The sequence below is a fragment of the Aquamicrobium soli genome (assembly GCF_042646345.1).
In the GTDB taxonomy this organism is placed as follows: Bacteria; Pseudomonadota; Alphaproteobacteria; order Rhizobiales; family Rhizobiaceae; genus Mesorhizobium; species Mesorhizobium soli_A.
In genome coordinates, this window is the sequence record NZ_JBHRTK010000031.1 from 240,692 (window position 1) to 255,229 (window position 14,538).

15 protein-coding genes and 1 tRNA gene are annotated in these 14,538 nt (G+C 65.8%); 6 read left to right on the forward strand and 10 right to left on the reverse strand.

Annotated features, from left to right (window positions below; all coding sequences use genetic code 11):
• The first annotated feature begins 128 nt into the window (after positions 1-128).
• The 4 genes from ACFOHJ_RS23285 to ACFOHJ_RS23300 all read left to right on the forward strand — a co-directional run bounded on the left by ACFOHJ_RS23285 (position 129) and on the right by ACFOHJ_RS23300 (position 4,751).
• Positions 129-1,151, forward strand: a complete 1,023-nt coding sequence (locus ACFOHJ_RS23285; RefSeq protein ID WP_378225278.1) for a BMP family protein — start codon at positions 129-131, stop codon at positions 1,149-1,151.
• 113 nt (positions 1,152-1,264) lie between these two features.
• Positions 1,265-2,755: an ABC transporter ATP-binding protein gene (locus ACFOHJ_RS23290; protein WP_378225366.1), complete on the forward strand. Its 1,491-nt coding sequence runs from the start codon at positions 1,265-1,267 to the stop codon at positions 2,753-2,755.
• Positions 2,755-3,810 (forward strand): ABC transporter permease, encoded by a 1,056-nt coding sequence (locus ACFOHJ_RS23295; RefSeq protein WP_378225368.1) that lies wholly within the window; start codon positions 2,755-2,757, stop codon positions 3,808-3,810. Before ACFOHJ_RS23290 ends, ACFOHJ_RS23295 begins: the two co-directional genes overlap by 1 nt.
• Complete coding sequence (locus tag ACFOHJ_RS23300) at positions 3,807-4,751, forward strand: ABC transporter permease (protein ID WP_378225280.1); 945 nt, start codon at positions 3,807-3,809, stop codon at positions 4,749-4,751. The genes ACFOHJ_RS23295 and ACFOHJ_RS23300 overlap by 4 nt, the downstream gene beginning before the upstream one ends.
• A 113-nt stretch (positions 4,752-4,864) precedes the next feature.
• Here the strand turns inward: ACFOHJ_RS23300 and ACFOHJ_RS23305 are convergent, their stop codons facing one another.
• From ACFOHJ_RS23305 to ACFOHJ_RS23340, 8 genes are all read right to left on the reverse strand, one after another.
• Positions 4,865-5,977, reverse strand: a complete 1,113-nt coding sequence (locus ACFOHJ_RS23305) for a pyridoxal phosphate-dependent aminotransferase (RefSeq protein ID WP_378225281.1) — start codon at positions 5,975-5,977, stop codon at positions 4,865-4,867.
• A gap of 133 nt (positions 5,978-6,110) precedes the next feature.
• A complete protein-coding gene (locus ACFOHJ_RS23310; protein WP_378225283.1) occupies positions 6,111-6,527 on the reverse strand; it encodes an SRPBCC family protein in 417 nt (138 codons plus the stop codon).
• Positions 6,528-6,572: 45 nt separating this feature from the next.
• On the reverse strand, positions 6,573-7,016 hold the full coding sequence (locus ACFOHJ_RS23315; RefSeq protein WP_378225284.1) for an SRPBCC family protein: 444 nt from the start codon (positions 7,014-7,016) through the stop codon (positions 6,573-6,575).
• A 23-nt stretch (positions 7,017-7,039) separates the two neighbouring features.
• Complete coding sequence (locus ACFOHJ_RS23320) at positions 7,040-7,666, reverse strand: TetR/AcrR family transcriptional regulator (protein WP_378225286.1); 627 nt, start codon at positions 7,664-7,666, stop codon at positions 7,040-7,042.
• A gap of 206 nt (positions 7,667-7,872) precedes the next feature.
• Complete coding sequence (locus ACFOHJ_RS23325; protein WP_378225287.1) at positions 7,873-8,187, reverse strand: YdeI/OmpD-associated family protein; 315 nt, start codon at positions 8,185-8,187, stop codon at positions 7,873-7,875.
• A 68-nt stretch (positions 8,188-8,255) separates the two neighbouring features.
• Positions 8,256-8,346: transfer RNA gene (locus ACFOHJ_RS23330), tRNA-Ser, on the reverse strand.
• Positions 8,347-8,451: 105 nt separating this feature from the next.
• Positions 8,452-9,348 (reverse strand): alpha/beta fold hydrolase, encoded by an 897-nt coding sequence (locus tag ACFOHJ_RS23335; protein WP_378225289.1) that lies wholly within the window; start codon positions 9,346-9,348, stop codon positions 8,452-8,454.
• Positions 9,349-9,392: 44 nt separating this feature from the next.
• Positions 9,393-11,411: a lytic transglycosylase domain-containing protein gene (locus ACFOHJ_RS23340; protein WP_378225369.1), complete on the reverse strand. Its 2,019-nt coding sequence runs from the start codon at positions 11,409-11,411 to the stop codon at positions 9,393-9,395.
• A 209-nt stretch (positions 11,412-11,620) separates the two neighbouring features.
• On the opposite strand from ACFOHJ_RS23340, the gene dapA reads away from it, so the two are divergent.
• The gene (dapA, locus tag ACFOHJ_RS23345; protein WP_378225291.1) at positions 11,621-12,502 is read left to right on the forward strand and encodes a 4-hydroxy-tetrahydrodipicolinate synthase; all 882 of its coding nucleotides are present in this window, start codon (positions 11,621-11,623) and stop codon (positions 12,500-12,502) included.
• Positions 12,503-12,527: 25 nt separating this feature from the next.
• The gene (smpB, locus tag ACFOHJ_RS23350) at positions 12,528-13,007 is read left to right on the forward strand and encodes an SsrA-binding protein SmpB (RefSeq protein WP_378225293.1); all 480 of its coding nucleotides are present in this window, start codon (positions 12,528-12,530) and stop codon (positions 13,005-13,007) included.
• Between the two features lie 143 nt (positions 13,008-13,150).
• Here smpB and ACFOHJ_RS23355 read toward each other — a convergent pair whose 3' ends face one another.
• Complete coding sequence (locus tag ACFOHJ_RS23355; RefSeq protein WP_378225371.1) at positions 13,151-13,816, reverse strand: uracil-DNA glycosylase; 666 nt, start codon at positions 13,814-13,816, stop codon at positions 13,151-13,153.
• A gap of 11 nt (positions 13,817-13,827) precedes the next feature.
• Positions 13,828-14,415, reverse strand: coding sequence for a LabA-like NYN domain-containing protein (locus tag ACFOHJ_RS23360; protein WP_378225295.1), 588 nt, complete (start codon positions 14,413-14,415; stop codon positions 13,828-13,830).
• Positions 14,416-14,538: the final 123 nt, after the last annotated feature.

The window sequence follows — 14,538 nt, forward strand, 5'->3', positions numbered from 1 at the left end:
CCCAGGCCGTTGCCGGGCGCGGATTTGACCATGTGGACAAAATAGAAGGGCAGTTCCATAGTTCGCGTGCGGCAATTAAAACAAGGCAGAGCGGCGGTCGCGCCGTCTCAACCGAAGGGGTCTTCCGAATGAAGAATGGGAACAGGAATTTGCCGGGCGATTTCTCCCGGCGCGAGGTACTGGGCTTGGGCGCCCTTGGGCTTGCGGCCACGCTCTTGCCGCGCGGCGCGTTTGCGCAGGACAAGAAGGTGAGGGTTGCGGCGATCTTCGCCACGCCGATCGAGGAGCCGTGGGACAACCAGGTCCATGTCGCCTTGCAGAAGGCGGAAAAGGAACTCGGCATTGAGTACAAGTGGTCGGAAAAGGTGCAGACGGCGGATTTCGGCCGCGTGATGCGCGAATATGCGCAGGGCGGCTATGACCTGGTGATGGGCGACGCCTTCGCCGCCGAGCGCGAGTCGCGCCGCACCGCCAAGCAGTTCCCGAGGACGGCCTTCCTGTTCGGGTCGGGCGCCGGCCCGGCCGAGCCCAATTTCGGCGTGTTCGACAACTGGATCCACGAGCCGGCCTACCTGTCCGGCCTGATCGCCGGCAAGATGTCGAAGTCCGGCACTGTCGGCGCGGTCGCCGCCATGGGCATTCCCGAGGTCAACCGGTTGGTCAATGCCTTCTTTGCCGGCGCGCGTGAGGTCAACCCCGACGTCAAGCGCAAGGTGTCCTTCATCGGCTCGTTCTTCGACCCGCCCAAGGCCAAGGAAGCGGCGATCGCGCAGATCGATGCCGGCGTGGACGTCATCTATGCCGAGCGCTTCGGCGTCATCGAGGCGGCGGCGGAAAAGAAGATTCTCGCCATTTCCAACATGTCCGACCAGTCGAGCCTGGCGCCCGACACGGTTATTACCGGCCCGGTGTGGGACATGTACCCGACGGTCGAGCAGGCGGTGAAGCTGGTCAAGGCCGGCGTCTTCACCGCGCAGGACTACGGCGATTTCTCGCGCATGGCCAAGGGCGGCTCGCACCTGGCGCCCTACCACGCCTTCGAGGACAAGCTGCCCGCCGACGTCAAGGAACTGGTCGCGAAGAAGACGGCCGAAATCATGGAAGGCAACTTCCGCGTCGACGTCGACGAAAACACGCCGACTTCGGATTGATCTCCGAGTTCCCCCTCTGGCCGGCCGGCCAGAGGGGGACAGACGCTGTACCTATCGGAGAGGCGTGTTTGACCGCGGTCGTGGAAGCCAAATCCCCTATCCCCCTCATCGAAATGCGCGGCATTTCCAAGACGTTCGGCACCGTACGTGCCAACGAGGCCGTGGATTTGCAGGTCATGCCCGGGGAAATCCTCGGCCTGCTCGGTGAAAACGGCGCCGGCAAGACCACGCTGATGAACATCCTGTTCGGCGCCTATGCGCCGGATGCCGGTGAAATCCTCGTCGGTGGCAGGCCCGCGGCCATCCGCGACTCCGCCGATGCGCTGGCGGCCGGCATCGGCATGGTGCACCAGCACTTCCATCTCGCGCCGCGCCTTTCGGTTCTGGAAAACCTGCTGATCGGCATTCCGGGCCGGGCCGGGCGTCTGGACAAGGACGGCGCGCTGGCGCGGCTGGCTGGGATCGCCGACCGCTACGGCCTGAAACTCGATCCGGACCTGCCGGTGTCCGCGCTTTCCATCGGCGAGCAGCAGCGGCTGGAAATCGTCAAGGCGTTGTTTCGTGGCGCGAAACTCCTGATCCTGGACGAGCCGACCGCCGTGCTGGCGCCGACCGAGGTCGACGGGCTGTTCGCGGCGCTTCGCTCCATGGCGGGGCAGGGGCTCGGCATCATCTTCATTTCGCATAAGCTCAACGAGGTGAGGGCGCTTACCCACCGCTGCGTGGTGCTGCGGCAGGGCAGGGTCGCGGGGCGCGTCGACGAGCCGGCCACGACCACCGCCGCGCAGATGGCGGAGCTGATGTGCGGCCACGAGATCGTGCCCCCGGCCAAGGGCGCGTCCACGGTCGGCGACGTGGTGCTTTCGCTGCAAAAGATTTCGACGGCGCGCCATCCGGGCATGGCCTTGCACGACGTGTCGCTGGCCGTGCGCAGCGGCGAGATTGTCGGCGTCGCAGGCGTCTCCGGCAACGGCCAGCGCGCCTTGGCCGATGTCGTGTCCGGCATGCTGAAGCCCGTCGCGGGGGAAATGACGATCGCCGGCCGGAAGGTTGTCGCCTTCACGCCGAACGAGGTACAGGCGCTCGGCCTCGGCCGCATCCCGGAAGACCGCATGGCGACCGGGCTGGTCACCAACCTGCCGCTGGCCGATTCCATGGTGCTGCCGCGCATCGGCACGGCGGCGTTCAGCGAGAAGGGCCTCTTGAAGCCGGGCGCCATCCGCGCCTTCGCCGAGGAGCAGATCAAGGCTTTCGACATACGCTGCCCGGGCCCGTTCGTTCGCGCCGGGGCGCTGTCGGGCGGCAACCTGCAAAAGGCGCTTCTGGCACGCGAGCTCGCCTTCGACCCGAAGGTGCTGATCGTCGCCCAGCCGACGCGCGGGCTGGACATCGGCGCCGCGCATTTCATCCACGAAAAGTTCCTCGGCCTGCGCGCAAATGGCTGCGGCATCGTCGTCATCAGCGAGGACCTGGAGGAGTTGCTGACATTGTCGGACCGCGTCGCGGTGATGTACGAGGGCCGCATCGCCGGCGTTCTCGAGGCGAAGGAAGCCACCGTTGCGCGGCTCGGCATGCTGATGACCGGCGCGGAGAAGGCGGCATGATGTTTCGTCTGGAAGCCCGCACGGCAACGCCTGCCTGGTTCAACATCGTGCTGCCGGTGGCGGCCATCGTTGCCGCGCTCGTCCTGTGCAGCGGCCTGATCGCGCTGGCCGGGGCCGGCGTTTTCGAAGCCTATGGCGTGATGTTCTCGGCCGCGTTCGGCGACAGCTACGCCATCACCGAGACGCTGGTGCGCGCCTCGCCGATGATCTTCACCGGCCTGGCGGTCGCCGTCGCCTTCCGCGCCCGCTTCTGGAACATCGGCGCCGAGGGCCAGTTGCTGGCCGGCGCTATGGCCGCCTGCTTCGTCGGTGCGTTCCCGATGCCCGGGCCGCTCGCGATGCTGTTGATGACGCTGGCGGGGGCCGCGGCCGGCGCCGCCGTCGCTTTCATCCCGGCCATCTTGCGCGTTAACTTCAAGGTCGACGACGTGGTGAGTTCGCTGCTCCTCAACTCGATCATCTTCTATGCGCTGATGGCGCTGATCGAGACGGTGTGGAAGGACCCGTTCAGCGGCTATCCGATCTCGCCGCCGATCGAGGACGCGGCGAATTTCCCGGTCCTGATCGAAGGCACGCGCCTGCATCTTGGCGTGCTGGTGGCGCTCATTGCCGCCCCGCTGGTCTGGCTGGTGATGACGCGCACCGTGTTCGGCTTCAAGATCAAGGTGACGGGCGAGAACCCGCAGGCCGCGCGCTACGGCGGCATCCGCGTCGAGCGCGTGCTGGTGGCGACGGCGTTGTTTTCCGGGGCGCTGGCGGGGCTCGCCGGCGTCGGCGAGGTCGGCGGCGTGCATTTCCAGGTGATGAGCGACATTTCGCCGGGCTACGGCTATTCCGGCATCGTCATCGCCATGCTGGCGCGGCTCAACCCGCTCGGCGCGGTACCGGCCGCCATCTTCCTCGCAGCCGTCATGACCGGCGCGGAGGCGATGTCGCGCGCGACCGGCGTGCCGGCGTTCCTCAGCGACGTGCTGCAGGGCACCGCGCTTCTGGCGATGCTGGTGGCGCTCTTGTTCACCGCCTATCGGCTGCGCCGCGTCGGAGGCCGGGCATGAGCGTCGTTCTGGAACAGATTTTTCAGGTCGGCTTCCTTGCCGCCATCCTGCGCATCGCCACCCCGCTCGCCTTCGCCACGCTCGGCGAGATGTTTTCCGAGCGTGCCGGCGTGCTCAACCTCGGCATCGAGGGCATCATGCTGTTGTCGGCGATGACGGGCTTTACCGTCGCCTATCTCAGCGGCAGCCTGTGGCTCGGCATTGCCGCCGCCATCCTGACCGGCGCGCTGATGGGGGCGCTGCACGGCGTGCTGACGGTGGCGCTCGGCCTCAGCCAGCATGTCTGCGGCATCGGCGTCACCCTGTTCGGCACCGGGCTCGCCTATTTCCTCTACCGGCTGATCTTCGGCCAGCAGTCGACGCCACCCAATATCGTCGGCTTCAAGCCGGTGGCGATCCCGTTCCTGTCGGATATTCCCATCCTCGGCCCGGCCGTGTTCAACCAGTTCACACTGGTCTATCTCGCCATCATCGCCATCCCGGTCAGCGCTTTCGTGCTCTACCGCACGCCGTGGGGGCTTTCGGTGCGCATGGTGGGCGAGAATCCGCGCGCCGCCGATTCGGCCGGTGTCAGCGTCATTTCCACGCGCATGCAGGCCGTCATCCTCGGCGGCGCGCTGATGGGGCTCGCCGGCGCGTTCCTGACCATGGCGCAGTTCAACGCCTTCACCTTCGGCGTGGTGTCGGGGCGCGGCTGGGTGGCGATCGCGCTGGTGGTGTTCGGCCGCTGGGACCCGTGGCGCTCGGCTGGCGCGGCGCTGCTGTTCGCCTTCGTCGATGCCCTGCAGCTTCGCCTGCAGGCGGCCGGCCTTGGCCACATTCCCTACGAGGCGTTCCTGATGCTGCCCTTCGTGCTCACCATCGTGGCGATGGCGTTCATGTCGCGCAACGCGGTCGCCCCCACGGCGCTTCTGAAACCGTTCCGTCGCGAGGAACGGTAGCTCTGACTACCCCCACCCCCAACCCCTCCCCACAAGGGGAAGCGGAAGCGCGGCGCCAAGGGGTTAGGGGCGGGGGTGTGAAGCCCACTACCTGTCGGTAATTCCCGCTGGCCTCAACCCTTGCGGGCGGCAACAAGGGCCGCCGGCAGTTCCTGCGCGAAAATGTCGAGTTCGTGGTCGAGGCCGACGCTGACGCGGATGCAGCGGTCGAGGCCGGGCGCCATCGGCTTGCGGATGAACACGTCGCGCGCCAGCATCTCCTTCAGCACCTTGAGCGCAAAGGCGCCGTCGCTGCCGCAGTCGATGGTGACGAAGTTGGTGGCGGACGGCAGCGGCTTCAGCCCGTTTTCCTCGGCGATCCGCGCGATCCGCCGCCGCCCCGCATCGACCCGCGCGACGACCTCCTGCAGCCATTGCTGGTCGGTGATGGCCTCGACGCCGGCGATCTGCGCCATGCGGCTGACGCCGTAGTGATTGCGGATTTTCTCGAAGTCGGCGATCACCTGCTTTTCGCCGACGGCGTAGCCGCAGCGGATACCGGCCAGCCCATAGGCCTTGGAGAAGGTGCGCATGCGGATGACGTTGACGCGCTCGACATCGATCGGCGGTAGCGCCGAGGCCGGCCCCAACTCGCCATAGGCTTCGTCCAGCACCAGCATGGTGGTTTCCGGCAGCGCCTCGATGAAGCGCAGGATTTCGGTCGCCTCCCACCAACTGCCCATCGGGTTGTCCGGATTGGACAGGTAGACCAGCGGCGCGTTTTCCCGGCGCACGGCGGCAAGCAGCGCGTCGAGGCTTTCGCGGTCATTTTCGTATGGCAGCTCGACCAGCCGCCCGCCGACGGAAGCGATGTGGAAATTGAAGGTCGGATAGGCCCCGAGCGAGGTTACCACCGGCGTGCCGACATCCACATACATGCGCGCCAGCAGGCCGAGCAGGCCATCGATGCCTTCGCCGACGACGATGTTGTGGGGCGAAACGCCGTGATGCGCGGCTGCCGCCTGCTTCAGGTCGTAATTGTCCGGGTCGCAGTACATCCACATGTCGCCGGCGACTTCCTGCATGCGCCGGGTGACGCGCGGCGAAGGCCCGAAACTGCTTTCGTTGGCGCCCATGCGGGCCCGGAAGGCTCGCCCGCTGGCTCGCTGCTGCGCCTCCGGGCCGACGAAGGGAACGGTCGCCGGAAGGGCGTCGACGACGGCGGTAAGGGCAGGGCGCTTGGTCATGTGTGAGGGCTCGGTTGTGGGCGGGCTGGGCGGACCGCATGATGCGATCCGACCTAGCTATAGCGAGCCACTGGCGCATGCAAGCGGCAGGGACAGGACCAGAAGGGATTGGGCCGGCTGCCGGCCCCCGCCGCTACGCCGCTTGGGCGACGTGGCGGGAGAAATTGTCGAGGATCGCCTGCCAGCCCATGCGCTGCTGTTCGATCGGGTGTTCGCCCTCGGCCTGGAACGACACGCGAACCTGCACGCCGTTGCCGGCAGGGATGAACTCCACCCGGGCGGTCCGGTCGCCGAAGGCATATTCGATCAGCCTGTGCTCCACGATCTTCGTATAGGTACCGGCAAAATCGAAGCCCATGCTGCCGTCCTTGGCTTCCATGCGCGAGGAGAAGGCTCCGCCTTCGCGCAGATCCACCGCGGCGGCCGTGGTGTGCCAGTCGTCGGACGCGGCGTTCCACTGCTTGATGTCGTCTGGCGTCGTATAGGCGCGCCAGACTTTTTCGATGGGCGCGGCGGCGGTGGTCTCGACGGTGATCGTCTGGTTTTTCATCGAATGCTCCTCCGGGTTCGTTTGGCCGGGCGACTTCGGCGCCCGCTATTGGTTGATTTCGGGCTCGACGAGCCTGGCGAGCTTGCGCAGCGATTCCTGCCAGCCGAGATAGCAGGCCTCCGGCGGGATGAGGTCGGGAATGCCGCGCTGCTCGATGTTTATTTCCGTGCCGACCGACACGGCCTTCAGCGTCACCGTCACCGTCATTTCGCCGGGCAGGTTGGGGTCGTCGAAGCGGTCGGTGTAGACCAGCTTCTCGCCGGGGATGAGTTCGAGATAGGTGCCGCCGAAGGAATGGCTTTCGCCGGTGGTGAAATTGCGGAACGACATGCGGTGCTTGCCGCCCTGCGTGGCCTGGAGCTCATGGACGGTGCACAGGAAGCCGAACGGCGGCAGCCAACTGGCGACGGCATCCGGCTCGACGAAGGCCCGGTAGACTTTCTCCGGCCTGGTCGCGAGGACGCGATGAAATCGAACGGTACTTGGCATGGCAGGTTCCTCTCTTTTTTGGTTCAGTTGGGGTGGCGCCCGCCGCCCGGGCGAAACAGAAGTTCCAGGTAGCGATACAAATGGTTGATGCTGTCGGCGGCCACGGCCGCGCTGCCGGTGGCCTTGGCCAGGATGAAGGCGCCCTGCAAGACCGCCTGCGTGTGCAACGCCAGCGAAGCAGCGCTCCAGTCGGGCGACAGGCCATAGCTGTCGATGGCCGCCTGGATGTCGGATTCCAGCGTCGCGGCGTGGCCGGTGATGCTGCGCGCACAGGCATCGCGAAGGGCAGGGACGGTCTCATAGGCCTCCTGCACCATGGTGCCGACGAGGCAGGTAAACTCCGGCACCTCGCCCTGCAACAAGGCCTTGCGGAAGGTGACATAGCCCAGCACGCGCTCTAGCGGATCGATGTGGTCGTGGTATGGCGCGGCGGCAAACAGCGCGCCGGTGATCTCCGACCAGTAGTCCGCCGCCGCCACGGCGAGCGCATCCTTGCTTTTGAAATGATGGAAGAAAGCGCCCTTGGTGACACCCGCGGCCGCGCAAAGCTCGTCGACGCTCGTCGCCGAATAGCCCTTGGCACGCACCACCGCCAGCGCCGCATCGAGCAGCTTCGACCTGGCATCCGGCTTTCCTGCGGCTTTGGGCATGGGCTGTTCCTTTCCGATGATGGTAAGATACCGACTGGTTGGTATGTTGTCAATCGTGCGGCTTGGATTTTGTGAACGAGGCTTGCCTGACGCCCGAAATTATACGGAACGAGGGTGGCGTCCATGTCGGATGAGGCTGGTACCGCGATGCGCGGAAATGGGAACTTCGCGCCGCACTGCGGTGATGCGGAGGTGTTTGAGGTGGCCTAGCGGCGGTCTTTTGCCTGCTTGCCGATCAAGACGGCCTGTTGCCAGGGGCTTGGCGCCTTGTCTGTGCGGTGGATGCAGCCTGCCCAGCAGCAAGGCCGTTTTTTCCCTTCCAGGATTTCCTCGCAAGTCCGCTGAATGCGGCGTCGGCGCGTTTTTTCCTGCTTCGCGTCATCGACCCAGCAGATGAATTCGTTCCGCGCGAGCGCAGTAAGGCTTTCCCAAAGCGCCAAGACTTCCGGATTGGATCGCACTGCCGCCTCGAGGTCTTCACCTGCCGTATGGACAGTGCCTTGGGAAAAAGCGTTCGTCACAAGATCTCCTGCCATAGCCGCCCAAGGGCTACATCGTTCGGTAACGATAGCGGGTCATCGGTGGCAGATGGCGGAGAGGATGGGATTCGAACCCACGAGAAGCTTTTGACCTCTACTCCCTTAGCAGGGGAGCGCCTTCGACCACTCGGCCACCTCTCCGTGCGGCCCTGCTACCTTGTGAAGCCTTGGAAAACAAGCCTGTTTTATAGCTGTCCCGATTTTCCTGCCGTATAGCCGCCACGCCGGGGAGGCCTGTGTTGCCTGTCATAGCCCGGCGCGTTCCTCCGCTTCCCCGAAAAAGCGCGCGATCGAGTGCGGCAGGTCGCCGGTTTCCAGTAGGGGCGCGTGGCCTTGGCCGTCGACGGTGATCGTCTCCATGCCGGGGTGGCGGGTGGTCATCTCGGCGAGCGTTTCGGTCGAGAGCAGCCGCGAATTTGCGCCGCGGATCGTCAGCATCGGCACGGCGGCGAGTTCGTCGAACTGCGGCCACAGCGTCGGCAGCGGCTGGGAAAAGTCGATGCCCTCCAGCGTTTCGACGAGTTTTGGGTCGAAGTCCGGCACCCAGCCGCCGGTCTCCTCGCGGTACAGAGCCCGCGCCATGCGTGCCCAGTCGTCTTCGGCGAGGGCCGGAAAATCCGCGCCGTGCACCTTGCGCAGGGCGGCGACCGTTTCGGCGAAGGATTTTGGCACAGGGTTTTTGCCGAGATAGTCCCTTATGTGGGCGAGGCCGGCGGCTTCGATCACGGGGCCGATGTCGTTGAGGACGATGGCGCGCAGGACGGTCGGGCGCAGGCTGCCCAGCACATGCACGATCAGTCCGCCGCGCGACGTGCCGATGAAGGTGGCGCTTGCGATGCCGAGCGCATCGAGCCCGGCCAGAACGTCGTTCGCCTCCGTCACGACATTGTAGTTCTTCACCTCGGCGTCATGGGCGGACTGGCCGCGTCCCCGGTAGTCGAAGGCGACGACCCGGCGGGGAAACAGCCCTTGATGCGACAGGAAAAGCGCCAGTTCGTGGAAGTCGCGGCAATTGCGGGTAAGCCCCGGCAGGCACACGACCGGCCAGCCGGCGAGATCCGCGCTGCGGTAAATGCGGGCGTGCAGCCTGAGGCCATCGGCGGCGGGATAGAAGAAGTCCGAGAAACCGCTATCGGTGGCCATGGGCTCTCCTTTGGAATCGTCGCCGGTGGCGCGCGGGGAACCGCTCATTGGCCGCGCCCGTTCACCAGGTCGCCGGCAATGTCGTAGGTTCCGGTCAGGCGCATCTTGTAGACCTCGTAGTTTTCCATGACGCGCTGCACGTAGCTGCGGGTTTCGGTGTAGGGAATCCGCTCGATCCAGTCCACCACGGCGTCCAGATCCTTGCCGCGCGGGTCGCCGTAGCGCGCCATCCACTGCGCCGCCCGCCTCGGGCCGGCGTTGTAGCCGGCGAAGGTGAGGACATAGGAGCCGTTGAACCGGTCGAGCTGCTGGCCGAGAAAGGCCGAGCCCAGCGTGGCGTTGTAGCCGGCGTCGCTGGTAAGGCGCGCCTCGGTGAACGGCAGCCCCGCCTTTTTCGCCAGTTGCTGCGCGGTGGCGGGCATAAGTTGCAAGAGGCCGAGCGCACCGGCACCGGACACGGCGCCGATGTTGAACTCGCTCTCCTGGCGCGCGATGGCGTAGGCGAGCGCCTTGCCGGAGCCGGAGATGTCGGCCGAATCGGGGATGACGCCGATGGGGTGCGACAGCGCGCCGATGTCGATGCCGCGCGCCGCCGCGATCTTGGCGATCCTCAGCGCCAGATAGGCGTTGTCCTGCTTCAGCGCCATGTCTGCCAGAAGGGCGACTTCCCCCGGGCTGCCCAACTGGCCGGCGAGGTCGCGGTAAAGCGCACCGGCATAGCGAGGATAGCCCGCGCCCTCCAGCTGGCCGATGGCGGCGACCGCCTCGCGTTTCGCAAAGCGCTCCCGGTCCGCCGGCGTCGGCTCGGGGTCGGCAAGGGCGAGCGTCTTGCGGCCGATGCGCTCGCCGGCCAACTGGCCGTAGAAAGTGGTGCCGTAGGCCGCCGCCTTGGCGAAATAGGCCTTGGCGTCGCCCGGGCCGCCGGCCTCGGCGGCGCGCCCCAGCCAGTAATAGGCGCGCGACAGCGAAATCGGCCCCTGCGCCAGCGTCGCGATGCGGGCAAAATGCTTTGCCGCGGTTTGCGGGTCGCCGAGCCCGCGCAGCGCGTACCAGCCGGCATGGAACTCGGCGTCGGCGGCGCTGGCGGGCGACATGGCGGCATGCGCGGCGACGATTGCATAGGCGGTCCTGGTGTCGCCCTGGTCCATCAACTCGCGCGACAGCACACGGCGCTCGACCCACCAGGCGTCGGGGTCCACCAGCGCGTCGCGGTCGGTCGGTGCCTGCATCACGGCAGCGGCGGCCTCGGTGAATTTCTTGCGTTTGCGCCAATATTCGGCCTCGGCGAAGAAGAACCCCGCCGAACGCTGTGCGGCCGGGACCGCCTTCAGCAGGTCGGGCGCTTTCTTGTCGTCGCGGATCGCCGCCGCCCAGGCGTCCGCCAGTTCCCTGGCGCCGGCAAGCGTGGCCACGCGCAGGGCGGAGTTGACCCGGTCGGCGTAAAACATCCGCTCCATGCGCTCGCGGTGGTCGGCAGGCGGAATAAGGGCGCCGAATTCCGTAATGATCGCCGCCTCGGCCTTGGCGTCCAGCTTTTCGGTGCGCCAGAACGGCGACAGCACGGTCTGCGCGGCCCTGACATTGCCCGTCGCCACATAGGCTCGGGCAAGAAGCACCGTGCCTTCCGGCGTCAGCGGCTGGCTGCCGCCGAATGCCTGGACGACGGCCGGCGGGGCGGGGTCCTCGCGGGCGAGCGCGCGTTCGCTGTTTCGGCGCAGCGAGAGGACGCCCGGCCAGCCGGGCACCATCTTGGCCGTATCGGCGATCTCGCCGCTCGGCACCTTGTCGCCCCCGAAGAGCGCGATGGCCCAGGCCAGCACATGCCGGTCGAGGCTGTCCGCGGGCAGGCCGTCCCGGGTAAAGCGGGCCGCCTCGATATTGCCGGCCGAAAGCGCGTCGAGGCCGCTTTTCAGCGCGCCGAGGGCGGGCGGGGCCTGTTCCGCGCCGGCCAGCGGGATGGCGGCCGTCGGCCGGGCGTCGAGGCCGGCGTCGAGCGTCGCGCCGGGCAGGAGGGCGAGCAACACGCCGAAAAGGACTGAGCTATATGGCCGCTTGACGGTCATGGCGGTCATCGATCCTGTTGCACTGCTCTTCTGGATAGGTTCCGGTTGTGAAAAACGGGTGAATCAAACGTAAACGGCGGCACTTCCGGCCACCGGCTGTTTTTTGCCGGCAACGATGACCAGACTATGGTGCGCCGCCATGCTTTGGGTTAGAAGCGCAGCTAATTCAGGAAGAAACGCAAACCTGAGGGTTTCGGGAGTTTGATGACATGCTGAGAGGCTCGCTTACCGCGCTCGTGACGCCGTTCGACAAGGACGGGCGTTTCGACGAGAAAGCCTTTCGCGCGCTCATCGAATGGCAGATCGCCGAGGGCAGCGACGGGCTGGTACCGGTCGGCACCACCGGCGAATCGCCGACGCTGTCGCATGACGAGCACCGGCAGGTGGTGAAGGCCTGCGTGGAAATGGCCAGGGGCAAGGTGCCGGTAATCGCCGGCGCCGGCTCCAACAACACGCAGGAAGCGATCGGGCTGGTGAAGTATGCCGAAAGCGTCGGCGCCGATGCCGCGCTGGTGGTGACGCCCTATTACAACAAGCCGACACAGCGCGGCCTTTATGCGCATTTCGCCGCGGTGGCCGGCGCGACCAGCCTGCCGATCATCATCTACAACATCCCCGGCCGCTCGATCGTCGACATGATGCCGGAGACGATGGGCCAGCTGGCGCACGACTTCCGCAATATCACCGGCGTCAAGGACGCGACCGGCAAGGTCGAGCGCGTGTCGGAACAGCGCGCCGCCTGCGGCAAGGATTTCATCCAGCTTTCGGGCGAGGATGCCTCGGCGCTCGGCTTCAACGCCCATGGCGGGGTAGGGTGCATTTCGGTGACGGCCAATGTCGCGCCGCGCCTTTGCGCCGAGTTCCAGGCCGCGACGCTCGCCAACGACAAGGAAAAGGCGCTGGAATTGCAGGACCGGCTGTTGCCGCTGCACAAGGCGATCTTCACCGAGCCCGGCGTCTCGGGGGCCAAATACGCGCTCTCGAAGCTCGGCAAGATTGAGAACGTGGTTCGCTCGCCGCTGATGACGGTCGAAGACGCGACGGCTGCCAAGCTCGACGCGGCGTTGAAGCACGCCGGCTTGATAAACTGAGGATGAGGCCCCACCTCTTCCGGTCATGAATCAGGTCAGAAAAGCCGATCCCAACAGCAAGGTCGCCGCGGAAAACCGCAAGGCGCGCTTCAACTACGAGGTGCTCGACACGCTCGAGGCCGGACTGGTGCTGTCCGGCACCGAGGTCAAGTCGCTGCGTGGCGGCCACGCCAACATCCAGGAATCCTATGCCTCCTTCGAGGACGGCGAGATCTGGCTGATCAATTCCTACCTGCCGGAATATCTGCAGGCCAACCGCTTCAACCACGAGCCGCGCCGCCGCCGCAAGCTTCTGGTGTCGAAGCGCGAAATGGCGCGCCTGTCGCAAAGCATCGAGCGCGAGGGCATGACGCTGGTGCCGCTGAAGATCTATTTCAACGAGCGCGGCCGGGCCAAGCTTCTGCTGGCGGTAGCGCGCGGCAAGAAACTGCACGACAAGCGCGAAACCGAAAAGCAGCGCGACTGGAACCGCGAAAAGGGCAGGCTCTTGAAGGAACGCGGGTAGGTTAAGGGAATAGGGGAATAGGGGAATAGGGGAATAAGTAGTAGGACGCTTAAGCAGACCGTGCTGTTGCCCCCTGATAGCGTAGGTATTTTCCCCTACTCCCCTACTCCCCTACTCCCCTACTCCCCTACTCCCCTACTCCCCTACTCCCCTACTCCCCTACTCCCTAAAAAGCCCGCTATCTCGTCGAACACGTTCACGAACATTTCCGTCGTCAGCACGCCGGTGTTGGTGTTGTAGCGGGAGCAGTGGTAGCTCGAAAACAGCGTGAGATCGCCGATCCGGCTTTGCCCGCCGTGTTTGAACGGATGCGCGGCCACGCGCCCGCCGAGCGCCCGCACGGTCGACTGGTGCGCGATCGAGCCGAGCGTCAGGATGGCCTGGAGGTTCGAAAATCGCTCGATCGTCGGGACGAGGAAGGTGCGGCAGGTGTTGATTTCGGCGCCGATCGGCTTGTTTTCCGGCGGCACGCAGCGCACCGCGTTGACGATCGCCGTGCCGATCAGTTCGAGGCTGTCGTCGGGGCGCGCCTCGAATTTTCCGCGCGCCAGCCCGTGCGAGATCAGCGTCGAATAGAGCAGGTCTCCGGCATAGTCGCCGGTGAAGGGGCGCCCGGTGCGGTTGGCGCCGCGCAGGCCGGGGGCAAGCCCGACGATCAGCAGGCGAACCGCGTCCTCGCCGCCTATGGGCAGGAAGGCGGGCACCGGCGCGTTGAACCATGTCGGTTCGCGCTCCCGCCATGTGGCGAGGAAGGCATGGAGGCGCGGGCAGAGCGGGCAGTTCCGGTCCGGTTCGGGCGCGGCGGTCATGACGGCCACGCTCAGAAATCGTCCTCCCCGTCGGGGTCCGGTTCGGGCTCGGGGCGGCGGACCGGGCGCTCGCCCGGGTCGCGGCCGATCTCGGCCTTGAGCGTCATCAGGTCGATGAAATGGTCGGCCTGGCGGCGCAGGTCGTCGGAGATCATCGGCGGTTGCGAGGCCATGGTGGAGACGATGGAGACCTTGCAACCCTGCCGCTGCAGCGCCTCCACCAGCGTGCGGAAATCGCCGTCGCCGGAAAAGATCACGTAGTGATCGACCTTGCCGACCAGTTCCAGGGCATCGACCGTCAGTTCGATGTCCATGTTGCCCTTGATCTTGCGCCGTCCGGTCGAATCCGTGAATTCCTTCGCCGGCTTGGTGACGACCTTGAAGCCGTTATAGTCGAGCCAGTCGATCAGCGGCCGGATCGAGGAATATTCCTGGTCCTCCACCAGTGCCGTGTAATAGTAGGCGCGCAGCAGGTAGCCGCGCTTCTGGAAGCTCGACAGGAGCTTGCGGTAGTCGATATCGAAACCGAGGGCACGGGATGTTGCGTACAGATTGGCTCCGTCGATGAAAAGCGCGATCTTTTCGCGGGCGTCGAACATCAAAATATCCCTGTTGCAATAGACGGTAAATCAAAGGAGCCGCATGACCGGCGTCTTGAAAAAATCCAATAGTGCCTCACCTGTTAATTTGAATAAATAGCGGCGGCTTTGTGACTGTCCATG